Origin of the sequence: Pantoea sp. BRR-3P, from assembly GCF_039621635.1 — a bacterium.
Taxonomy (GTDB): Bacteria; Pseudomonadota; Gammaproteobacteria; order Enterobacterales; family Enterobacteriaceae; genus Pantoea; species Pantoea floridensis.
In genome coordinates, this window is the sequence record NZ_CP155067.1 from 205,083 (window position 1) to 226,821 (window position 21,739).

A 21,739-nucleotide genomic window follows, 5' to 3' on the forward strand; every position below is an offset into this window, starting at 1 on the left:
CGGATAGATTAGAATTGATATGACAGGCTCATTGAGAAGCTACGCGGTGCGCCATATACGTAGCTGTTCATGTAGCTGTAATATTCGCGGTCAAAGAGGTTATCTACGTTAGCCTGCACTGCCACCTGCTTAGTAACCTGATAACGCGCAAACACGGATGCCAGCGGATAGCTACCTTGATAAACGCGCACGGTATCACCAGTGGCATTGGTCGCGTCTTCAAACACGCGATTTTGCCAGTTCAGCCCACCGCCAACCGTTAGATCGGGCAGCATTGGCAGTTGATAACGCGTAAACAGCTTGAAAGACGTTTGCGGCTGGTAGCTGTTGAAGCGGCCCTCTTTATCCCGAGCGACATAGCGTGTGGCACCGAAAGTCAGCTGCAGATTATCCGTTAGCGCTCCATTCAGCTCAAACTCCGCACCTTTACTGACCGCCCCTTTGGCCGGCGCGTATGCCTGCTCGCTGCCGCTAAGATAAACACCATCAATTGCCTGCCCGACGTTATCCTGTTCAATGCGGAACACTGCAACCGTCGCCGTTAATCGACCATCATACCAGGCAGATTTCAGCCCGGTTTCATAGCTTTTACCGGTAACCGGTGACAGATATTTGCCGCTGGTGTCGCGATAGGTTTGCGGCAGGAAGATGGAGGTGTAGCTGCCGTAAGCGGACCAGGTATCATTAATGTCATACACCAAACCCGCATACGGCGTAGTGTTGTTTTTGGTCATGTCGCCGCTGCTGCCATTGGTGCTCCACTGCGTGTAACGCGCACCAATAATCAGCGACAGCGGATCGGCCAGCGAGAAACGCGCGGCGGTGTAGGCCGATTTCTGGCGGATAGTGTCATTAGCGTTCTGATACCAGCCTTGCCACTGCGGTTCGGCAATGTTGCCGTTCCAGCTGTTATTGAAAATCCCCATATCGCTGGTGGCGATATCGTAGTTTTCCAGATCCGTGACGCCATCCTGGCTATATGTCGCGTTGTGCTGGCGGCTATAGCTGACGCCCGCCATTAACTGATGCTGACGACCTAACAGTTCAATCGGGCCGCTGGCATAACCGTCGAAAGAGTCCATCTGGCGTTTGCCACGATCCATGCTGCCGTAGCCGGTGGTGCCTTCACCCGTATCCTGATCGGCATTGCCCATCACATATAACAACTTATCGTTGAACGTGTTCTCCGCGTGTGTGCCGTTAACGTGGATATTCCAGCCGTTATCGAAGTTATGGTCGATATCGGCGAACACTTTGCGGGAGTTGGTGTTATAACGCGCCCAGTTAGCCGCGGAGTTAAGGCTACGATCGTAATGTGTGGTGGCGTTATTGCTATAGAACATGGGTAAGCCACCCCATGTCGGATTTCCGGTGTTGGCGTCTTCATAGTCGTAGCCCAGCGACAGGGTGGTGTGCTCGGTGATATCCGCATCAAGCACGCCATAGAGGAATTTTTTTGTTTTGTGGTAGCGGTCGAGCCAGCCATCTTCATCGCTGTAACCGGTTACGACACGGCCGCGCAAGCTGCCATCCTGATTCAGTGGCGCTGAGAGATCGGCGACGTAGCGCTGTTTGTTCCAACTGCCGTAGCTGGCGCTGATCGAACCGGTGAAGGTTTTGCTATCGGCGTGCTTGCGTACCATATTGATGGATGCTGCGGGGCTGCCCGCACCGGTCATTAAGCCGGTGGCACCGCGTACAATCTCGATGCGATCGTAAATGGCGGTATCAGATGCGGCATCACCGTAATTCCAGCTGTCGTTAACCGAAGTTGGAATGCCGTCGTAAGAGAAATTGCTGATTTTAAAACCGCGCGAATAGTATTCCGAACGCTCGCTATCGATCAAATTGGTGGAGATGCCGGTGGCATTGGTCAGTACATCGTTCACCGATTGCAGATTCTGATCTTGCATACGCTGCTGGGTTACCACGCTCAGCGATTGCGGAACATCGCGCGGGGTCAGCAACAATTTTGTGCCAGCACGCGTGGTTTTTACGGCGTAATCCTGCTTTTCATTGTCTTCATCCGCGCTGGTTGTCGCATCCACTACCAAATCCTGTTGGCTATTGCTGCTGGAGGCCGCTGCTTGTGCCACGGCTGGGTTGAGCAGGGCATGTATCGCCATAGCCAGTATTGAGACGCTAAAGGTATTCCTGATGCCAGACATAAAACTTCCTATAAAAACAGCGTTGTTTGAAGCTGTTGCGCTCCAGTTCTTATCATTGGTGTTACTCCGATACCGCCGTTAAGGGCAGGGAGAGAAACACGTATAACGCTGTTAAGCCACAAATGAGAAGGGCAATGATAATCATTTGCTTTAGATATTCTCGGAAGGTTTCATTTGCAATTGTAATAATATGTGTACTTGATAAATATCAATTGGTTATGTATGAAAATAACCCGTTAATTGCCAACGTTTTCACATTTATTTGGCGCGTAGGGTGAATTCTGGAGACGTTAGCGGGTCTGGAAAAGCGTTATTCCCGGAATGAAATGCGTGTGGAGGGGATAAAAGCGTCGGAAGAGTTGCTAAGTTCATGCTAATGCGTATGATTCTCATTCTTCTTGTGTTTTCCGTACGCGCACAGGTGCTACGGGGCCGTTCATCCATTGATGGAGTTGAGCATGAAATCGTTATTTAGCCCGCGCAAAGCGGCCGTTGCTGCTGCGGTTGTTGCCGCATTCAGCCTGACCGCTTGTCAGGCACCCGCTAAAAAAGCTGAAGCGCCAGCTGCTGCCGCCAAGCCTGCTGATACTGCGTTGACCCAACGCACGCTGGGTGACGGACTGTATGAAATGGCGTACTCGCCTGCTGCGAAAGCGCTCTATGTTGCCAGTGCTCAGAGCTTCAAAGACGTCAACGGCGGCGTGATTTACCGCCTCGATCCCACCACTTTGGCGACCAAAGGGGTAACGCATACCGATCTGAAAAACTTCGGTACCGCGATTGATAAAGAAGGCAGCGTGTTCTATACCACCAACTCGCTGGATGGCGCCCTCTCCAAAGTGGACGCGCAAACGGGGAAGGTTTTGCAGCGTTTAGTCTTCCCAGGTAAGAAAGATAAAGAAGGTTATCCGGCGGGCGCGCGTGAAGTGCTGTGGCACGGTAACGAGTTATATGTCGGCCGCGTGGCGGATCCCGGTTATATCTCCGTGGTTGACGAGAAAAGCTTTAAGCTGAAAGCAACCATCCAGAATGCGGGCAAATGGGTGACCGGTATCATCTATTCACCGCTGACGGAGCGTATTTATGCCACCAACGGTGCAGGTGAGATTTTGGTGATCAATCCACGTACGCATAAGATTGAAAAACGCTGGACTGCGGGCGATGGTAAAGAGTACCTGTTCCTGAACATGGCGGAAGACCCGGCCACCGGTCGACTGTTTGTTACCGATGATTCGAAAGGCAAGACCACGCTGGTATTCGATGAGCGTACTGGCAAAGTGATTAAACGCATCGAAGGTGATGCGCTGGGCATCAAGTTTAATGCTAAGCGTAATGAGATCTACATTAGCCAGCGCGAATCGAAGAAAGTGCTGCAGCTGGATGCCACCACCTATGCGGTGAAAAACAGCTGGTCGTTTGATAACCATCCAAATAGCCTGCTGATTGGTCCGGACAACAATACTTTGTATGTCACGCTGAAAGCGGAGTTCAATAAAGACTCCTCCACTAAAGGCCAGGATCAGATTGCGCGTATCGCATTGAAATAAGATTGTGGTTGCAGCGTTAATTATGCCCTCGTAAGAGGGCATTTTTGTTTCTAATGGCTTATAACCAAGCAGGAAAAGATTCTGTTCACTGTTATCTCTTAATAAGGCGCTGGTTATGTTTAAAGGTTTAAGTGCGTTTCCTCTGACTCCGCTGAATGCTTCTGGTATCGACGAAAAAGCTTTTCTTAACATCCTCAAAAGGCTAACTGATGCACAAGTAGATTCGCTTGGCATATTAGGTTCCACCGGCAGCTACGCCTATTTTACGCGTGAACAGCGCAAGCGCATTGCTACCCTGGCCGTTCAGCATGCGGATAACATTCCGGTGATGGTAAGTATTGGCGCAATAAGTACTGATGAGGTGCTGCGGCTGGCCGATGATGCGCAGCAGGCTGGCGCGAGTGCCTTATTACTACCGGCCGTTTCGTATCAAAAATTGAATGATGAAGAGGTGTTTGGCTTTTATCAGGATGTCTCGCGGCATGTGTCACTGCCGATCTGCGTTTACGATAATCCCGGTACGACCCACACTGTTTTCTCTGATGCGTTACATGCCCGCATCGCCACGCTGCCACATATTGCTTCCATCAAAATCCCCGGCGTACCTGCGGATATTGCAGCCGCCACGGAGCGGGTACAGGCATTGCGTACAGACTTACCAGCAAGCGTCTCGATTGGCGTGAGCGGCGATGCGTTCGCGGGTGCAGGGCTGATCGCCGGTTGCGACCTGTGGTATTCGGTGTGTGGCGGACTGTTCCCGCGCACCGCTAAAGCCATCACTGATGCGGCAATGGCGGGAGATTTTGCTAGCGTTGCCGCACAGGCACAACGTCTGGCACCGCTTTGGGCGCTGTTTACCAGGCACGGCGGAAGTCTTCGCGTCATCGCCGCCGCAGCAAGCAGTTTGGGACTGGCAGAGATGGATTGTCTGCCGCGGCCGTTGCGACCGCTAGCTGCCGCTGAGGCTGCCGAAGTCCATAAAGTGATTCTCGGGCTGGAATTGGGTGAGTGATAGTTAGGTGATTAACTGTGATCGCACTAATAGTTAATCTGATAATAGTTTCATTGGTTATCATTGTTTCCATCGAAGGCACACAGCCTTCACAACAAACACCTAAAGGATTATGACCATGAAAACTATCAAAACACTGACTATCGCTGCTGCCGCCGCTCTTTCATTGATGTCTGCTGCGAGCTTCGCACAAACCGTTTCCGCCACTTCGCTGACTCTGGATGGTGCTGAGGCCAAAATTGCTGCGCAGGCCAAACAGAATGGCGAGCAATATCGCATCCTGGAAGCCAGCAACGGTAATGTCGTACACATGACGGCTGAACTGTATAAATAAAGGATGGTTGCATACGGATGTGCCAGAACAGGTCGCCTACGGGCGGCCTTTTTTGTATATAAAACTCGACGAAGCGTATAGTTACGTAAGTTATCGTGATCGCACTAATGGTTAATATTGAAACGATAACCTGAGTTATTATTATTTTTATCGAAGGCACACAGCCTTCTTAATAAATCACTAAGGATTATGACCATGAAAACCATCAAAACACTGTCTATCGCCGCCGTTGCCGCTCTTTCACTGATGTCTGCTGCCAGCTTTGCACAAAGCATTTCAGTTGAATCATCAACGCTTGATGGCGCAGAAGCGAAAATTGCCGCTCAGGCACAGCAGCAGGGCGCACAGTATAAAATTACTGAAGCTAACACCAATAACCGCGTTCACATGACTGCTGAGCTGTACAAATAAGTCTCTGAATAGACGTTGTGTTAAGGCCGCCTCCGGGCGGCTTTGCTGTATCTGGATGTCCGTAAATGGTCTGCACCTGTCCCACGCTTGCGAGGCGTGGTGTGTAATATCGTTGCAGTCCTTAGTTAATCGGATATGTCATGAAAACGTATGTCAGTAAAAATTACACACCCGCTAATGCATGGGATGCGCTAGACATCGCAAATTTCTCAGGCACCAGCGTGCGTTTGCACTGGACCAATCAACCTTACAAATGGCACATCAATGACGGAGAAGAAGTGTTTGCGGTGCTGGATGGCACGGTAGAGATGCATTACCGCGAAGCGGGAGAGGTGCAAAGCGTGTTGCTCAATACCGGCGATATCTTTTATGCCAGCATCGGCACTGAACATGTCGCGCATCCGCAAGGCGAAGCGCGCGTGCTGGTGATTGAGAAAGCGGGCTCGATTTAGTCGGCTGCCACAGCCGTGCTTATGAATCGTGCAAAAAGTAACCGCGCGCGTGTATCAGGCGCTGTATGCAGTAAGAAGAGTTTTATCCACAGGATAACGCCGACTCTACGCACGGGGATTGTGGATAACCTTATTAGCGGTGCCCTTTAAGGGCACCGCACCGTTAACGCATCGCATCCACAAAGCGACGAGTGATCTGTTGCGGACGCGTAATCGCACCGCCGACCACCACCGCATGCGCCCCAAGGGCGAGGCAGCGTGCCGCCATAGCTGGCGTTTCAACATTCCCTTCGGCAATCACCGGCACGTTGACCGCTGCAAGCACGTCGCGCAGAAAGCGGTACTCATTGGCCGCCAAATAACAGCCTTGCGTTTCCGCGGTGTAACCGTGCAGCGTGGTGCCCACGCAGTCAAAGCCTAACTGAGATGCCTGACGGGCCTCTTCAACCGTAGCAATGTCGGCCATCAGCAGCAGCTGTGGATAGCGCTGGCGAATTGCTGCCACCAGCGCGGGCAGCTGCAGGTCGCCAGCGCGTTGATGGAACGTAGCATCCAGAGCAATCATCGCGGGGTTCGCCACCATCAGCTCATCCACTTCTTGCAAGGTGGCGGTGATATAGACATCGCTGCCGGGATAGTCGCGCTTGATAATGGCAATAATCGGCAGATTTACGGTTTGCATAATCTGCTGCACGTCAATCAGGCTATTAGCGCGAATCGCTGCCGCGCCGCCTTCTTTGGCCGCCAACGCCATGCGCGACATAATAAATGGACTGTGCAACGGCTCATTTTCCAGCGCCTGGCACGAGACCACCAGTTTTCCTTTAATCTGTGCCAGCATGGGTGCTTTCATAGCGCGAGTAACTCCTCTACTTCATTTTTGATAATGGTGACGTGCGGACCATAAATTACCTGCACGCCTTTGCCACGTTGGATCACCGCGCGGGCGCCGGTGGCTTTCAGTGCGTCTTCATTGAGTTTGCTGCCGTCCAGCAGGGTGATACGCAAGCGTGTGGCGCAGCAATCCAGCTCGACAATATTCGCTTTGCCGCCTAATGCGGCGATCACCTGCTGTGGACGCTCGCCAACCATCAAGGGAGCGCTTTCGATGTTGCTGTCTTCGCGGCCGGGAGTTTTGAAATTGAAACGGCTAATCAGCAGGCGGAAGGTAAAGTAATAGAGCAGGAACCACGGCACGCCAACCAGCGGTACGTACCACCAATGGGTTTTCGCTTCGCCCTGTAATACGCCGAAAAGAATGAAATCAATCAGTCCGCCGGAGAATGTCTGGCCGATGGTGATATGCAGGAGGTGGGCGATCATAAACGCCAGGCCATCGAACAGGGCGTGAATCACGTAGAGCACCGGCGCAACGAAGAGAAATGAGAACTCAATCGGTTCGGTAATGCCCGTGAGGAAGGAGGTTAACGCCGCTGATAACAACAAGCCGGCCACGCGCTTACGATTTTCCGGTCTGGCGGTGTGATACATCGCCAGACATGCTCCAATCAGGCCAAACATCATGGTGATGAAGCGGCCGGACATAAAGCGTGATGTACCGACATAGAATTGCTGCGTAGTGGGATCGGCGAGCTGGGCGAAGAAGATACGCTGCGTCCCTTCCACCAAATGCCCATTGATCACTTCGCTCCCTCCAAGCGCTGTGGTCCAGAATGGCAGATAGAAGATGTGATGCAGGCCAAACGGGCCGAGCATGCGCAGCACGAAGCCGTAAATAAAGGTGCCGAAATAGCCGGTTGCATCCACTAGCCCTCCCAGACCAAAAATTAACTTTTGAAAGTGCGGCCAGACGATAGTCATCGCCGCACCGACTAAAATGGCGGCCAACGAACTGATGATCGGTACGAAACGCGAGCCGCCAAAGAAGCCAAGAAACTGCGGCAGCGCAATTTTGTTGTAACGGTTGTGCAGTATTGCCGTCACCAAGCCAATAATTACGCCACCAAACACGCCCGTTTCCAGCGTCTGAATGCCGAGTGCCATGCCTTGGCCCACCGCGCTGAGATGGCTTTCTGCCATCACGCCGGTTAGCGTGAGGAGCGCGTTGATGGTGGCATTCATCACCAGATAAGCCAGTAGCGAGGCAAGACCCGCAGTCCCTTTATCACCTTTGGCCAATCCTACCGCGACACCCACCGCAAACAGCACCGCCAGGTTGGCAAACACCACCGAACCGGCACTCGCCATGATTGTGAACACGCCCTGTAGCCAGGCAACATCGAGAAATGGATAGGCTTGAATCGTGTTGGGATTGGAGAGGGCGCCGCCAATACCCAGCAGCAATCCCGCCGCCGGGAGAACGGCAATTGGCAACATAAACGACTTACCAAAGCGCTGGGCTTTTTCAAACCAGCTGCCTGAGGAAGCACCGCTAAAGTGTGATGACATAAATTTTTATCCTTGATGAGCTGTTGTGGTAAAAATTATTACCACAATTTAATTCATCAGATGAAAATTTCCATCATTATTGTGATAGCTTTCACTTATGCCCTAATCTGCTGCACACTGTGCGCCATCAACGACGCGAAAAGGGAAGGCTGCCATGACGGACAATGAAAACATCTTGCTGCACCTGCGACAGGGATTGCCGGGCTACAGCCCAACGCTGCAAAAGTTGGGCGATTTCATACTCACCGAACCGCAGAGAGTGTTGTATCTCACCATCACCGAACTGGCGCGCGAGACCGAAACCAGCGAAGCCAGCGTGACGCGTCTCTGCCGTCATTTGGGTTGCAAAGGTTATACCGAATTCAAAATGGCGCTGGCGCTGGATGTACAGCACAGCCAGCCCGCGGCGATCGCCAGCGGTGATAGCATTGACATGTTGGTAGAAGAAACCGTGCAGGCATTACGCGATACCGGAAAATTCATTCATCGCGAAGTGCTTCAGCAGGCGGTAGATGCGCTGCATCAGGCCAAATCGATCCAGATTTACGGCGTAGCCGCCAGTGCGATCACCGGTGAATATTTGCACTATCGTTTGTTGCGCTTAGGTAAATCGGCACAGCTATTTGGTGATATGCATCGCGCGGCGATGAACGCCTCGACTTTATCCACGGGCGATTTGGTGATCGCTATCTCTGCTTCCGGATCGACTAAAGATGTGATGCACGTGGTGAAGGTGGCAAAAAAGCAGGGCGCTCAGGTGCTGATGTTGAGTAATACGCTGCGCAGTCCGATGGGCAGCTTAGCGGATATGTTGCTGGTGGCCGCCCGCCCCGAGGGGCCGTTCAATGCGGGAGCGTTGGGCGGTAAAGTGGGTGCGATGCTGCTGGTGGAAGTGCTGATTAATGAACTGATGACGCACGATGCGCGTTATCTGGCGGCAAGTCAGCAAACGGCCACTGCGACCTTGCCGATGTTGATCTGAGCTGTGTGCTTAACGGTCGCCATAAATGGCGACCCTACGACGTTGTAGGGTGCGCATTGATGCGCACCGTTTCAATGAACGCATCATACGAAATGGAGCATTGATGCGCACCGTTTCAAATCACTCGCTGGCTAACGCCGCGACCGGATCCATGCGCGCCGCTTTGCGGGCCGGCAAGTAGCCAAAAATCATGCCGATAATGGTGGAGCAGGCAAAGGCTGCGCCTGCCGATTGCCACGAGAATATTGCGGTGATCATGCCGCCCGCCAGCAGGCTAATAATGGGGCCAATCACCAGCGCTAACGCGACGCCGAGCGATCCGCCGACCAGGCATACCAGCACCGCTTCAATCATAAATTGCTGCATAATGTCACCACGCCGCGCGCCAACCGCCATGCGCACGCCGATTTCGTGGGTACGTTCCGTGACCGACACCAGCATGATGTTCATCACGCCAATGCTGCCAATCATCAGCGCAATTGATGCCACTAACAGAATCAACAAGGTTAACGTTGCCGCCGCATCTTCAATGGCCTTACGGTATTTATCGCGGTTAAACATCAGGAAATCTTTGGTGCCGTGTCGCGTAGTCAGCAGTTGCGTCAACGACTCCACCGCCGGGCCGCTGACCACGTCATCTTTTAACTTAATGCTGATGCTGGTAAGCGCAGTCTGCCCGCTGATGCGATACATCACCGTGCTCCACGGCAGCCAGACGCTGAGCCGGTTAGGTGACATGCCATCATTATTATCCGCGATGCCAATGACGCGCACCGGCACTGAACCCAATACGATCATTTTGCCAATTGGGCTGTCGCCGTGTTCACCAAACAGCTTGTTGCGCGTGTTGGTATCAATGATGATCTCCTGGCGTGCATGGCGTTCATCACTGAAGTTGCTGCCCTCCAGCAGTTTGATACCCTGAATCTGGAAATATTCTTTACCCACGCCATACACCGAGGTCTTCGAGTCGTTAGAGAGATAGCGGATGGGTTGGCTGGCGATCATCTCCGGACTGACAGCAGCGACAAACTGTTGACGCGCAATCACTTCCGCATCTGCCATCACCAGGGTCAAAACCGGGTGCGCTTCATCTTCGACAAAATCGCCACCGGCGTACACCGACACCACGTTGGTGCCGAGACCGGAGATACTCTCCAGCGTTTTTTGCCGTGCGCCCTGGCCGAGTGCTACCACCGTAACCACCGCCGCGATGCCAAAAATAATGCCGGTCATGGTCAATGCGGTACGGAGCCGATGTGCGTTCATGGCATTCAACGCCATGCGCAGCGATTCACGCAAGCGATCAACCCATCCGCGCAATTTGCTCTGACTTTTACGGGCCGCAGGGATATAACGCGCGCGCGTCGTGTCCTGTTTGCGACCGCTATCGGCAAAAATCTCACCATCCTGGATCTCAATAATACGATCGGCGTGCTGTGCCACTTTCATATCATGCGTCACGATGATCACAGTGTGACCTTCACGATTGAGATCGTGCAGGATACGCAGCACCTCTTCACCGGAATGTGAGTCCAGCGCGCCGGTCGGTTCATCGGCGAGAATGATTTCAGCACCGTTAATCAGCGCGCGCGCAATGCTCACGCGCTGCTGCTGGCCGCCGGAAAGTTCACCCGGTTTGTGATGTTCGCGTCCTTCCAGACCCAAACGCGCCAGCAGCGCCGCCGCCCGTTGCAGCCGCGCTTTGCCTTGCAGATTGGCGTAAATGGAGGGAATTTCAACGTTGCTTAAAGCGCTAAGGTCCGGCATTAAATGATAGCGCTGGAAGATAAAGCCAATATGTTCACGCCGCACTTTCGCCAGCGCGTCCGGCGATAACGTGGCGGTATGCTGGCCTCCAATCAAATAATCGCCGCTGTCCGGCGCATCAAGACAGCCAAGAATATTCAGCAGCGTGGATTTTCCCGAGCCGGAAGGTCCAATGATCGCTACCAACTCGCCGCTGGCGATGCTCAGGTTAATGTTTTTCAGCACGAGCAGAGATTGCGAACCGTTAACATAGCTGCGCTGAATGTTTTTCAGTTCGATGATATTCACATCACCACCTTGTCTGCGCCCGCCGTCTGGGTAGCAAGAATCACTTTTTCACCGGTTGTTAATCCGCTCAGCACCTGAATATCAACGCTGTCAGAAATGCCGGTGGTGATAAGACGTTTAACCGGCTTATTTTCTGCATCAGGGATTTCGACGTAAGTTTTACCGTCGGCATCTTTCTTTGTCGCCTGCACCGGCACCAGCAGAGTATTTTTAGCGGCGTCGCGCAGCAGATTGACCTGCGCCGTCATGGAGATGCGTAGCGCATTGTCCGGGTTCGGCACATCGAGCAGGGCGTTGTAATAGACTGCGGCGTTCGTCGTGCTGCTCGGCGTGCTTTCACTGTTGCCCATCAGCGCATCATCTTTCATCACCGATTCGGGGGCCAGTTCGAGGCTGCGCAAAGTGGCGTTATAGCGCTTATCCGGGTTGGAGAAAGTTGTGAACCACGCCTTTTGGCCTGGCTGAACGTTATTGATGTCTGCTTCAGAAATCTGCACTTTGATGGTCATGGTGCCCAGCTGCGCCAGCTTGGCGATAGTCGGCGCGGTTTGCACGGCATTCACCGTCTGGCCTTGTTTGGTGACAATGGCGACCACGGTGCCGTCCATCGGCGCCATGATGCGGGTGTAACCGAGATCGAGCTGTTTCTTATCTACCTCAATTTGTGCCTGAATCACGCGCGCTTTCTGTGCCGTCAGCTCCGCCTGCGCAATGCTCCACGCTTCTGCAGCTTCGTCAAAATCCTGGCGCGATACCGCATTGGTTTTAATCATCTGCTGCAAACGTTTGAACTGCGCCAACTGTCGCACCAGCGTGGCTTCACGCGTCGCTAAATCGGCCTGCGCTACGCTAAGTGCTGCCTGCGCATTGCGCAAATCGCTACGCTGGGGCTGATCGTCAATCTCGGCAATCAGCTGTCCTTTACGCACGTTGTCGCCGGTCTTGATATAGAGTTTTTTTACCTGACCGGAGACCTGAGCCCCCACATTTACGCGTTCCACCGCATCCATTTTGCCGGTTGCGGCAATCACATTTTCGATGTCGCCCTGGCGCACCACGGCGGTCACAACGGTATTTGGTTTAGTGCCTGAACCGGCGTAGTGCCAGATGAGCAGCAGGATAATGAGCAGCGCGATCGCGATCGACAACCACTTCTTTGAGATATTGAGCATAAGCGTCCCTTTTATGAAGTGAGAATCATAATCATTAAATGGGACAAACTGGAGAAAATTCGCCGGTTTTTTACCAGCAGTACGTGGCAGTGGAATAAAAGTAAATTTTTCCGAATAGAAATGTGAGTTGAGTTGTTTACAGCCTATCTGAGTCACTTTTTAACTCAGTACAACTTAGCGTTACATGTCACTCCGTGAGGAAAAATGATGAAGACGATAATGAAGTTACGTTGGTTAGCGATGCCGGCTTTGCTGTTGGCGCTGCATGTACCGGCGGCACTGGCGATGGGCGACGATGATAGCGACAAAAAAACGCCGGATTGCCCGAAAGGTCAGGTTTATGACAGTAAATCCAAATCCTGCGTGCCAGAAAAAACCAGCATGCTGAGCGACAGTGATAAGACCCAATACGCCTATCATCTGGCGAAAAAAGGCGAATACCAGGCTGCATTAACTCTGTTGGATACGTTACATAATCAGAACACGAAAGAAGCGTGGAATTATCGTGGTTATGCCACGCGCAAGCTGGGACGCACCGATGAAGGTATGCGTTATTATCAGAAATCGATCGCGCTGGATCCCAAATATGCCAAAGTGCGCGAATACCTCGGGGAAGCCTGGATGATCAAAGGTCGTCCGGATCTGGCGCAAGAGCAGCTCACCATTATTAAATCGTTATGTGGCGTTGATTGCGAAGAGTACCGCGATTTACACGCGGCCATTCAGGGACATCCTGAAGCCTGACGATGTCGGCTATTGGAGGAGAAAAAAATCACCAGCACTGAAGTTCGTCAGCATTTAGCCGCGCATCTGGCACGCATGTGGCGTTACGCGATGGTGTTATCACGTAATCGCGACGTGGCCGAAGAACTGGTGCAGTCTACCTGCGTGCGGGCGCTCGAGCGCGCTCACCACTACACGCCGGGTACGCGCATCGACCGCTGGTTATTTACCGTGCTGCACTCAGTGTGGATTAACGAACTTCGGGCGCAGCGGGTTCGCGTGGGACAAGGTTTCGTCGATAGCGATGAGTTGGTGGCACCCGATCTGCAGACGCTCAGCGATGAGCGCTTGCAGTACGCCAAAGTGATGCAGCGCGTTGGTCAGCTGCCGGAAGCACAGCGTAACGCGGTCTTTCTGGTTTACGTTGAAGGCTTCACCTACCAGGAGGCCGCCGCTACGCTGGCGGTGCCCATTGGTACCATCATGAGCCGCCTCGCCGCGGCGCGTAGCACCTTGGCCAGCGCCATCACCGCGCGGCCAGAGATAAGGGAGAAACGTTTGTGAAGGCAGCTCGTTTTAATTCGCCCTACGCGGATGAGGCCATCGTTGCCTGGCTGGATGGTGAGATGCATGTGGAAGACGCGCAGGCGTTTGAAACCGAACTTAAGCGCAGCGAGACGCTCTCGGCGCGCACGGCGGAGTTGATGCAAAGCAATCAACCTTTTGCCGAGGCATTTGCCTCTCTGCTGGGAGATGCACCGCAGGCGCGCATGGCGCAACGGTTAGAATATCTGCTGGCTAATACGCCAGCCACGCCGCAGAAAATGCCCGCCCAGGTGAGCCGTCGCGCGATGATTGCCGCTTCCGTCAGCTTTTTGCTGATTGGTGGAGGTCTGGGATTTCTGACGCGTCCCACAGCGAAGGCAGAAAAGGGGGAAAGCGCCAACATTCGTGAGCTGGAAGCGCAGTATATGTCGCTTTACAGCACCGAAACGCTGGCAGACGTCGACAGTTCACCGCAGATTTTACAACGTTCGCTGGCGCGAACCGCGCGCGATCTTGATCTGTACCTCACTCCCGCGCAATTAACTCTGCCGGAAGCGAATCTGAAAAGCGTGCGCATGCTGCGTTATGATGATGTGTTAATCACGCAGATTGCCTGGAATCACAGCAATTACGGTCCGATGGCGCTGTGCATTTCCCGCGAAGATCATCAGCAGTCCACCGAGCTGGTGCAGGAAAAAAGACAGGGCATGAATGTCGTGTGGTGGCATCGTGCGGGTTATCAGTATGTATTGATTGGACGCAATCCGGCGGAGCAGTTAAGAAAGACGGCGCAAGCGTTAAGCCGAATGTTAATGGCGTAATGCCGATCAGTTAAGCGCCGTATCAAATCACCGCACCTTTCGTAGCGGCGCAATGAATTGCGCCGCTACAAGGTGTGCGCTCGGTAATGAGGGTTTTTCATGTCTTAACTAAAGCATTAGGCTCCTCATGGCCACCCGGTTCACGCGTGCATACCTTACAGATCGAGCTGGGTTTTCAGCAACGCAATCTCCTTACGCCACTGCGCCTGCAACGCCGGCTTTTGATGTTTAGGCTTGCGCGCCAGATCCTCATCCAGCTTGCTTTCGACGTGCAAAAGTGCCCACAGCAGGGCATCTTCATCCAGCGCTTGAGCCGTCGCGGGACGGGCAATCGCGTCAGATTTCGCTATTGATTGCTCAGTACGCATGCGCTCGGTGACTACATCAAAATCATGCCATTCACTCAGCCGCCGATCCTCAATCAGCCAGAAGCGATTGCAGCTGTTGGCGATTAACTGACGATCGTGTGATACCAGCAGCACCGCGCCGTCGAAATGATTTAGCGCCTCCGCCAGCTCCTCTTTTCCTACCATATCCAGGTGGTTGGTTGGTTCGTCGAGCAGAAGCAGCGAATAGCGTGCCAGCGTTAATCCCACAAACAGTAAGCGCGAACGCTCTCCGCCGCTCAGTGAAGCAATGAACTGCTGATGGCGTAAATAGGGGAAACCGGCAGCGATCAGCGCTATTTTACGTTGCTCGTCGTTGAGTGGCGCAAACTGGCAAAGCGCGTCGGAAAGGGTCGCATTATCTTGCAGCTGATGCAGGCTCTGATCGTAGTAGCCAAGGCGCGCACGCGGATGAAACAGCGCGCTGTCGGTGTGCTGATATTCACGCCACAGCTGCCGCAGCAGTGAAGACTTTCCCGAACCATTGCGGCCAACAATCGCCACGCGATCGCCACTTTTTACCTGCATTTCTGATAGAGAGAAGAGCGCGGGCGCTCCATCAGCAGGATGAATCATCATCTCTGGCAGCGCCAGCACGCGATTTGCGTCCAGCGCCTCGCCGTGCAGCTGAAGACGCCACAGCGAACCTTCACTCAACGTGGTTTGCGCCTCTTTTAACCAGCCGGCACGTTTCTCCATTTGCTGTGCCTTGCGCGCCAGGCCTTCGTTATCATAGGTGCGCCCCCACATCGCCAGGCGTTTAGCGCTTTTCTCTACGCGTTCAATCTCCTTTTGCTCAGCCTGAAAGCGTTGCGCATCGGCTGCGTCTTGCTCAAGCAGCGCCTGTCGAGCCGCGCTGCAGGGCAGACGGAAGAATTGCAGGCCGCGATCGCGCAGAATCCAGCTGCAATTGGTCACCCGATCAAGCAAGGTGCTGTCGTGAGAGACCAGCACAAAGCTGCCGCTCCAGCTATGCAGGAAATTTTCCAGCCACAGCAAAGTGGGAAGATCAAGATGGTTACTGGGCTCATCCAGCAGCAGCAAATCCGGCTGCAGAATCAATGCGCGCGCCAGGAGTAAGCGCATATGCTGACCACCACTCAAGGTTTCGATACTTTGTGTTTGTTGTTGCGCGGTAAAACCCAAACTGCCAAGCAGTGCTTCCGCACGCCAGCGATCGCTCTGGTGCGCTAATCGCACCATTACGGCCTCAAGCAGCGTAGAAGAGTGCAGCGCATCTGGCAGATGTTGTTCAATGCGCGCCAGTAAACAGTGATTGGCCTGTGTTATGCAGCCGTGGCTGGCTTCCAGCTCACCACTGAGGATCTTCAACAGGGTACTTTTGCCAGTGCCGTTATCGCCCAGCAAACCAATGCGATCGCCTTTTTTCAGGCTGAAATGAATATCGTGGAACAGGGTGCCGAAGGCGTTATCGAAGCCGATAGCCTGTGCAGATAGTAAAGTGCTCATGTGCTTACTCATAAGTTGCAGGCGTAAAAAAGCCTGACGTCATAAAAAGCTGACGACAACCCAGCAAGCCGGAGGAATTAGATTGAGAAAACTTCGCTCAGGACGGATTATCGCAGCACGAGTGCGGAAATGCCTGAACGCGGCCAATTACTATAGAAGTGTGAGTAAATAAACAATTCACACGCGGGCATAGTAATCCTCCTTAGTTATCAATAAGTGAAAAGTTGAATCGATGATAACGGGACTATAACCGCTTTTCCAGCGCCAAATGACACCCACATGAGTTTCCTGATGATAATCAAGCTGGATAGAGTCAGGAGGCTTCATCATTAAAATGTGCTAGCTATCACATTTAATGAAATTTCTTTTTGTTCCGCATGACGCTTTTAGCGTTAAAGTCCGCATAGATGTCACGATTTGTGACAAGATAGGTGGAAAAATTGTCGCATCAGGATGTTTAAATATATGTTCGACGCCAGAAGATTATCTAAACTTAACGCACTCGAAAGCAGCGTGCATAACTATATTATAAAGAATATTAACGCGGTTATTTATATGACAATAAGGGAGCTGGCCGATAATTCTGGTGTCTCTACGGCGACGGTTCTTCGATTCTGTAAAAAAATGGATTTCAAAGGTTACTCTGAACTTAAAGCCAGTATGAAATTGCACCTGCATAAAAACAGTACCTTACTCATACCCCATGGCGCAGAGGAAATACTGACTTTCTTCAAAAGCATCAGGAATGATGAGTTCGATGCGCTTATTGAGCATGCTGCAGAATACATTCGCAATGCAGAGCGGGTTTTCTTTGTTGGGGCAGGCAGCTCTGGCACGCTCGGAAGGTATGGTGCGCGCTTTTTCTCTAATATTGGTAAGTTCAGTAATCACATTGACGATCCCTATTATCCGGTCAGTACCGACATGGTCCAGAGTTCAGTTGCCGTCATACTCTCTGTTTCTGGCGAGACGCCTGAAATTTTGAAACTCGCCAGACAGTTTGTTATCCATAAATGCAAAGTTGTTTCCATTACCAGTAACCCGAATTCAACCCTGGCGAAGCTTTCCGATTTTATTATTCCTTATCATGTTTCGCGCATTTTGATCGACAATGAATATGATATTACAACGCAGGTTCCGGTTATTTTTATTCTTGAATCTATCGGTAGAAAACTGGTGGTGAATAATGTCAGTGAGTTGTCACGTGGTGTGACATTTTTGTAATTATCGACCCGGTTTGTCATATTGTGACCACGTGACATTGCCAGGCGTATTTTCTAACATCGCCAGAGTAAGTTCGCTCCTGATGGGCTGAATTCCCTCTGGTAATGGAAAAACAAGATGGCAATAAATTATGCAGATTCTGCGAAAGAGATCGTAAGACTGATTGGTGGCGACAATAATGTGATAAGCGTCACGCATTGTGCCACACGACTGCGGTTTGTGCTTAAGGATCATTCTGAGGTCGAAGTTGAATCGCTGAAACGTGTAAAAGGTGTAATTACCGCCGTTAAGGCGAGCGGCCAGATGCAGGTGATAATCGGAAACCACGTGGGTGACGCTTATCGTGAAGTTCAGAATCTGCTGAACATTGACGAAAGCGCAGCAGTAACGGCACCTAACGTCGGCATTGTCAGCCGCATTATGGATATCATCTCCAGCATATTTGCGCCTTTCCTTTATCCGCTGGCAGCCTGCGGTGTTCTGCAGGGCATCATTTCTCTGCTGACCGCATTAGGTGTGATGGACCCAGCAGGAGGAACCTATCGCATACTTAACTATGTATCCTGGACGGGCTTTACTTTCCTTCCCGTCATGGTGGCTTTTACCGCCGCAAAAAAATTCAATGTAAATCCGTTCACTGCGGTTATCTCGGCTTGTGCTCTGGTGTCGCCGGACTACCTGAATATGTTGACGGCCAATAAAATCCTCACCGCCAACTCAGCCGATCCGGCTGTGCATGCCTTAATGAAAAGCGCGGTTGAAAATCCCGCAATCTCAAAAGTGCTGGTTGAGATTGCCGGTATTCCGCTTGATGCCGCTCCGCTGACGTTCATGGGGCTACCGGTGCAGTATTTGAGTTACACCTCATCCGTTATTCCCATTATTTTGATGGTGTGGGGCATGTCTTATGTTCAGCGCTTCTTCGAACGCCTGCTTCCGATGGTGATAAGAAATCTTTTCACCCCGATGTTCTGCATCGCCATCATGGTGCCACTCACGCTTCTGGCATTCGGACCTGTCGGCAACATGATCGGTGGCGCCATCGGTGGGGTCTATAACACCCTTTATCATCTGAGTCCCGCGATCGCCGGGTTTGTGGTAGGTGCCCTGTGGATGCCGCTTGTTACCCTGGGTGTGCACTGGGGGATCACGCCAGTTACCGTCGGAAACTATGCGACATTGGGCTACGACACCTTTACCGGTCTGCAGGCCTCGGCGGTATTTGGTATGGCAGGCGCTGTGCTGGGCGTTTACCTGAAGGCCAAAGATGCTGAGCTTAAGCGTATGGCGTTGTCTGCGGGTGTTACCGCGCTGTTCGGCATTACCGAACCCGCCATCTACGGTGTGGCACTGCGCCTTAAGCGCCCGATGATTTGTGGCTGCCTGGCCGGAGCTGCGGGGGGTGTGATCGCTGGCGCTTTCAATGCGGTTTCCTGGAGCTACTGCATTCCCGGCATCGCGGTCCTGCCGGTGTTCTTCAAAGAAGGGCACATGACGCAGTTCCTCGGTTTCCTGCTGTCCATCATCGTTGCATTCGTGCTGGGGATTATTTTCGCCTGGGTAGCGGGTTTCAAAGAACAGAGCCAGCCCGAAGTGACCGCTATGCCTCAACCTGGCACCCTTTGAATATATTGAGAGAATGAAATGAATAACGAATTTCCGGAAAATTTTATGTGGGGTGGCGCTGTTGCCGCACATCAGGTGGAAGGTGGTTGGGATAAAGGTGGTAAAGGACCCAGCATTGTCGATGTACTGACGAGTGGGGCGCACGGCGTTGACCGAGTCATCACTGATGGGGTTCAGGAAGGCTACCTGTATGCGAACCATGAGGCGGCGGACTTTTATCATCGTTACCGTGAGGACGTAGCGCTGCTGGCTGAAATGGGTTTTCGCTGCTTCCGCACCTCGATTGCGTGGTCACGTATCTTTCCTCGCGGCGATGAAGCCGAGCCGAACGAAGAGGGACTGCGTTTTTACGATGCGCTATTCGATGAGCTGTTGAAATACGGCATCGAACCGGTTATCACGCTGTCCCATTTTGAAATGCCAAATTTCCTGGCAACCGAATATGGCGGCTGGAAAAATAGAAAGGTAATGGCGTTTTTTGTCCGCTTCAGCGCGGTGGTTATTCAACGCTTCCAGCACAAAGTTAAATACTGGATGACGTTTAACGAAATTAACAATCAGCGCAACTGGAAAACCCCTCTTTTCGGTTACTGTTGCTCCGGGGTTATATTCACCGATGAGCCTAATCCCGAAGAGTGCATGTATCAGGTCCTGCATCATCAGTTTGTTGCCAGTGCGCAGGTCGTGAAGCTGGGGCACGACATTAATCCTCAACTGAAAATTGGCTGCATGATCGCGATGGTGCCGTTATACCCGTTTTCTTGTCATCCTGATGACGTGATGTATGCCCAGGAAGCTATGCGGGAGCGATTTCTCTTCAGTGACGTGCATATGCGCGGCCATTATCCGGCTTATATTCTCAAGGAGTGGCAACGTAAGGGATACCATATTGCAATGGAGCCTGGCGATGAGCAGGTGCTGCGTGAAGGATGTGCCGATTATATCGGGTTAAGCTATTACATGAGTAATGCCGTCAGCAAAGAAAATGCTGGCAGCGGCACGGCACTTTCTGGGTTTGAGGGCAGCGTGCCAAACCCTCACGTTAAAGCCTCTGACTGGGGCTGGCAGATAGATCCGGTTGGCCTGCGCTATGTCCTGAATATTCTTTATGAACGTTACGAAAAACCACTTTTCATTGTTGAGAACGGCTTTGGTGCCATTGATAAATTGAATGAAAAGGGTGAAGTCAATGACGACTACCGGATTGACTATTTGCGCGCTCATATTGAACAAATGAAGAAAGCCGTAACGGAAGACGGCGTCGACCTAATGGGATATACCCCTTGGGGATGTATTGACTGCGTCTCTTTCACCACCGGGCAATACAGCAAACGCTATGGTTTTATTTACGTGAATAAAAATGACGATGGCAGCGGTGATTTTTCCCGTTCGAAGAAGAAAAGCTTTGATTGGTATCGTCGGGTTATTGCCAGCAACGGCAGCGATCTCAGTTAGCGTTTGAATAGCGATATCCCTTAATGCACGTATCGTAGCGGTGCAATTTATAACGCGATAAATCGCGCCGTTACGACATGTGCAAGAGTTTAGTCACCGTGCTTCTTTCGGCTACCTGCAGAGCATTATGGTCTTTCTTGTTCGTTTTCCTCTGGAATTAGCGGCTCATCAATCGCGATGGACGAATTTGATTTCAGCAGCTGAATATCCAGAATCACGTAAACCATGGTGGTGATAAACAGTGAAATCACGCTGCCGATTACGCCGCTGGTGGTGAAGGTGAAATAGTTATACATCACCACCCATGTCACGCAGATAAACAGCGCTAGCGCTACATTAATCGCCGACTGAGAATAGTTAGTGGTTCGCGCGCCCATTTCATTAATTTGCCGCGTGAGATTCGCACCGCTGTATTTTTCTAATACTTCAATACCCTGTTCCCAATTACTCAGTCGCCGCGCACCGCTACGGGTAAGAAAAAGATACAGCAGCGATACAAATAAGCCGGAAAACGCGATCAGCACTGGCACCGCCTCGAGCGCATAGGCGAGGCTTTTATGGCTGGATACCTGCGGGGTAAGGTCCAGCGTTAACGATGCGCCCAATGCGGCATAGAGAAAGACGAATAACAGCAGAAACAGCGCATTGCGCTTCCAGTCGAGGTTGGCTTCGTGGTTTTTTTGCTGGTGCGCACTGTTCAGTGCCTGTTGCATTTGCGCGGCCTGTGGCGATGCGGTCTCAATACTCTCAACAACGTCGCCTGGCAAGCGGTGAATAAATGGCTGATCGGCCGGTTCAATAGTAATACGCATAAATTTCTCGGTGTCGTAACGATCAAAGGCGTCAGTGTAACGTAATTCCCCCGTGACGCGCAGAATCTGCGAGTAAGCGCGCAAATTTTCATCTGTATTCCGGCTTGTATTGCACATCATTCATACAATTA

19 protein-coding genes are annotated in these 21,739 nt (G+C 52.1%); 12 read left to right on the forward strand and 7 right to left on the reverse strand.

Features of this window, described 5'->3' with window-relative positions:
- Window positions 1-8: 8 nt before the first annotated feature.
- Window positions 9-2,168, reverse strand: a complete 2,160-nt coding sequence (fhuE, locus tag AAGR08_RS20545; protein WP_345830614.1) for a ferric-rhodotorulic acid/ferric-coprogen receptor FhuE — start codon at window positions 2,166-2,168, stop codon at window positions 9-11.
- Window positions 2,169-2,626: 458 nt separating this feature from the next.
- Here fhuE and AAGR08_RS20550 point away from each other — a divergent pair, with 458 nt between their 5' ends.
- From AAGR08_RS20550 to AAGR08_RS20570, 5 genes are all read left to right on the forward strand, one after another.
- Window positions 2,627-3,715: a hypothetical protein gene (locus AAGR08_RS20550; protein WP_345830615.1), complete on the forward strand. Its 1,089-nt coding sequence runs from the start codon at window positions 2,627-2,629 to the stop codon at window positions 3,713-3,715.
- A 115-nt stretch (window positions 3,716-3,830) separates the two neighbouring features.
- Complete coding sequence (locus AAGR08_RS20555; RefSeq protein WP_345830616.1) at window positions 3,831-4,727, forward strand: dihydrodipicolinate synthase family protein; 897 nt, start codon at window positions 3,831-3,833, stop codon at window positions 4,725-4,727.
- A 118-nt stretch (window positions 4,728-4,845) separates the two neighbouring features.
- Entirely contained in the window at window positions 4,846-5,061 is a 216-nt protein-coding gene (locus AAGR08_RS20560; RefSeq protein ID WP_097097981.1) for a YdgH/BhsA/McbA-like domain containing protein, read from the forward strand.
- A 195-nt stretch (window positions 5,062-5,256) separates the two neighbouring features.
- The gene (locus AAGR08_RS20565; protein WP_097097980.1) at window positions 5,257-5,472 is read left to right on the forward strand and encodes a YdgH/BhsA/McbA-like domain containing protein; all 216 of its coding nucleotides are present in this window, start codon (window positions 5,257-5,259) and stop codon (window positions 5,470-5,472) included.
- 140 nt (window positions 5,473-5,612) lie between these two features.
- Entirely contained in the window at window positions 5,613-5,924 is a 312-nt protein-coding gene (locus tag AAGR08_RS20570) for a cupin domain-containing protein (protein ID WP_097097979.1), read from the forward strand.
- A 163-nt stretch (window positions 5,925-6,087) separates the two neighbouring features.
- Here the strand turns inward: AAGR08_RS20570 and AAGR08_RS20575 are convergent, their stop codons facing one another.
- Together AAGR08_RS20575 and AAGR08_RS20580 are read right to left on the reverse strand one after the other, a co-directional pair.
- Window positions 6,088-6,777 (reverse strand): N-acetylmannosamine-6-phosphate 2-epimerase, encoded by a 690-nt coding sequence (locus AAGR08_RS20575; protein WP_345830617.1) that lies wholly within the window; start codon window positions 6,775-6,777, stop codon window positions 6,088-6,090.
- Window positions 6,774-8,333, reverse strand: a complete 1,560-nt coding sequence (locus AAGR08_RS20580; protein WP_345830618.1) for a PTS transporter subunit EIIC — start codon at window positions 8,331-8,333, stop codon at window positions 6,774-6,776. Before AAGR08_RS20580 ends, AAGR08_RS20575 begins: the two co-directional genes overlap by 4 nt.
- 154 nt (window positions 8,334-8,487) lie before the next feature.
- Here AAGR08_RS20580 and AAGR08_RS20585 point away from each other — a divergent pair, with 154 nt between their 5' ends.
- The gene (locus AAGR08_RS20585) at window positions 8,488-9,315 is read left to right on the forward strand and encodes a MurR/RpiR family transcriptional regulator (protein WP_097097976.1); all 828 of its coding nucleotides are present in this window, start codon (window positions 8,488-8,490) and stop codon (window positions 9,313-9,315) included.
- A gap of 120 nt (window positions 9,316-9,435) precedes the next feature.
- Here AAGR08_RS20585 and AAGR08_RS20590 read toward each other — a convergent pair whose 3' ends face one another.
- Window positions 9,436-11,373, reverse strand: coding sequence for a MacB family efflux pump subunit (locus tag AAGR08_RS20590; protein ID WP_345830621.1), 1,938 nt, complete (start codon window positions 11,371-11,373; stop codon window positions 9,436-9,438).
- Complete coding sequence (locus tag AAGR08_RS20595) at window positions 11,370-12,545, reverse strand: efflux RND transporter periplasmic adaptor subunit (RefSeq protein WP_345830622.1); 1,176 nt, start codon at window positions 12,543-12,545, stop codon at window positions 11,370-11,372. The genes AAGR08_RS20590 and AAGR08_RS20595 overlap by 4 nt, the downstream gene beginning before the upstream one ends.
- Window positions 12,546-12,752: 207 nt before the next feature.
- Here AAGR08_RS20595 and AAGR08_RS20600 point away from each other — a divergent pair, with 207 nt between their 5' ends.
- Genes AAGR08_RS20600 through AAGR08_RS20610 form a run of 3 tightly spaced genes read left to right on the forward strand, consistent with a single transcriptional unit; the run spans window position 12,753 to window position 14,635 of the window.
- The gene (locus AAGR08_RS20600) at window positions 12,753-13,289 is read left to right on the forward strand and encodes a tetratricopeptide repeat protein (RefSeq protein ID WP_097097973.1); all 537 of its coding nucleotides are present in this window, start codon (window positions 12,753-12,755) and stop codon (window positions 13,287-13,289) included.
- Between the two features lie 12 nt (window positions 13,290-13,301).
- The gene (locus AAGR08_RS20605; protein ID WP_345830624.1) at window positions 13,302-13,832 is read left to right on the forward strand and encodes a sigma-70 family RNA polymerase sigma factor; all 531 of its coding nucleotides are present in this window, start codon (window positions 13,302-13,304) and stop codon (window positions 13,830-13,832) included.
- Window positions 13,829-14,635, forward strand: coding sequence for a hypothetical protein (locus AAGR08_RS20610; protein WP_345830625.1), 807 nt, complete (start codon window positions 13,829-13,831; stop codon window positions 14,633-14,635). The genes AAGR08_RS20605 and AAGR08_RS20610 overlap by 4 nt, the downstream gene beginning before the upstream one ends.
- 155 nt (window positions 14,636-14,790) lie before the next feature.
- On the opposite strand, the gene AAGR08_RS20615 is transcribed toward AAGR08_RS20610, so the two are convergent.
- Window positions 14,791-16,491: an ATP-binding cassette domain-containing protein gene (locus AAGR08_RS20615; RefSeq protein ID WP_345830627.1), complete on the reverse strand. Its 1,701-nt coding sequence runs from the start codon at window positions 16,489-16,491 to the stop codon at window positions 14,791-14,793.
- 465 nt (window positions 16,492-16,956) lie between these two features.
- Here AAGR08_RS20615 and AAGR08_RS20620 point away from each other — a divergent pair, with 465 nt between their 5' ends.
- The 3 genes from AAGR08_RS20620 (at window position 16,957) to AAGR08_RS20630 (ending at window position 20,796) form a co-directional block, all read left to right on the forward strand.
- A complete protein-coding gene (locus AAGR08_RS20620) occupies window positions 16,957-17,715 on the forward strand; it encodes a MurR/RpiR family transcriptional regulator (protein WP_097097969.1) in 759 nt (252 codons plus the stop codon).
- Between the two features lie 117 nt (window positions 17,716-17,832).
- A complete protein-coding gene (locus AAGR08_RS20625; RefSeq protein ID WP_345830628.1) occupies window positions 17,833-19,341 on the forward strand; it encodes a PTS transporter subunit EIIC in 1,509 nt (502 codons plus the stop codon).
- 18 nt (window positions 19,342-19,359) lie between these two features.
- Window positions 19,360-20,796: a 6-phospho-beta-glucosidase gene (locus tag AAGR08_RS20630; RefSeq protein ID WP_345830630.1), complete on the forward strand. Its 1,437-nt coding sequence runs from the start codon at window positions 19,360-19,362 to the stop codon at window positions 20,794-20,796.
- Window positions 20,797-20,921: 125 nt separating this feature from the next.
- Here AAGR08_RS20630 and AAGR08_RS20635 read toward each other — a convergent pair whose 3' ends face one another.
- Entirely contained in the window at window positions 20,922-21,608 is a 687-nt protein-coding gene (locus AAGR08_RS20635; RefSeq protein WP_345830632.1) for a hypothetical protein, read from the reverse strand.
- Window positions 21,609-21,739 lie beyond the last annotated feature (131 nt).

Excerpts from the sequence above, each read along its gene's own strand:
- fhuE (WP_345830614.1), bottom strand. The coding sequence starts at position 2,168 with ATGTCTGGCATCAGGAATACCTTTAGCGTCTCAATACTGGCTATGGCG.
- AAGR08_RS20560 (WP_097097981.1), top strand. The coding sequence starts at position 4,846 with ATGAAAACTATCAAAACACTGACTATCGCTGCTGCCGCCGCTCTTTCA.
- AAGR08_RS20615 (WP_345830627.1), bottom strand. The coding sequence starts at position 16,491 with ATGAGCACTTTACTATCTGCACAGGCTATCGGCTTCGATAACGCCTTC.
- AAGR08_RS20595 (WP_345830622.1), bottom strand. The coding sequence starts at position 12,545 with ATGCTCAATATCTCAAAGAAGTGGTTGTCGATCGCGATCGCGCTGCTC.
- AAGR08_RS20635 (WP_345830632.1), bottom strand. The coding sequence starts at position 21,608 with ATGCGTATTACTATTGAACCGGCCGATCAGCCATTTATTCACCGCTTG.
- AAGR08_RS20580 (WP_345830618.1), bottom strand. The coding sequence starts at position 8,333 with ATGTCATCACACTTTAGCGGTGCTTCCTCAGGCAGCTGGTTTGAAAAA.
- AAGR08_RS20575 (WP_345830617.1), bottom strand. The coding sequence starts at position 6,777 with ATGAAAGCACCCATGCTGGCACAGATTAAAGGAAAACTGGTGGTCTCG.
- AAGR08_RS20570 (WP_097097979.1), top strand. The coding sequence starts at position 5,613 with ATGAAAACGTATGTCAGTAAAAATTACACACCCGCTAATGCATGGGAT.
- AAGR08_RS20630 (WP_345830630.1), top strand. The coding sequence starts at position 19,360 with ATGAATAACGAATTTCCGGAAAATTTTATGTGGGGTGGCGCTGTTGCC.
- AAGR08_RS20565 (WP_097097980.1), top strand. The coding sequence starts at position 5,257 with ATGAAAACCATCAAAACACTGTCTATCGCCGCCGTTGCCGCTCTTTCA.
- AAGR08_RS20625 (WP_345830628.1), top strand. The coding sequence starts at position 17,833 with ATGGCAATAAATTATGCAGATTCTGCGAAAGAGATCGTAAGACTGATT.
- AAGR08_RS20620 (WP_097097969.1), top strand. The coding sequence starts at position 16,957 with ATGTTCGACGCCAGAAGATTATCTAAACTTAACGCACTCGAAAGCAGC.
- AAGR08_RS20550 (WP_345830615.1), top strand. The coding sequence starts at position 2,627 with ATGAAATCGTTATTTAGCCCGCGCAAAGCGGCCGTTGCTGCTGCGGTT.
- AAGR08_RS20555 (WP_345830616.1), top strand. The coding sequence starts at position 3,831 with ATGTTTAAAGGTTTAAGTGCGTTTCCTCTGACTCCGCTGAATGCTTCT.
- AAGR08_RS20600 (WP_097097973.1), top strand. The coding sequence starts at position 12,753 with ATGAAGACGATAATGAAGTTACGTTGGTTAGCGATGCCGGCTTTGCTG.
- AAGR08_RS20585 (WP_097097976.1), top strand. The coding sequence starts at position 8,488 with ATGACGGACAATGAAAACATCTTGCTGCACCTGCGACAGGGATTGCCG.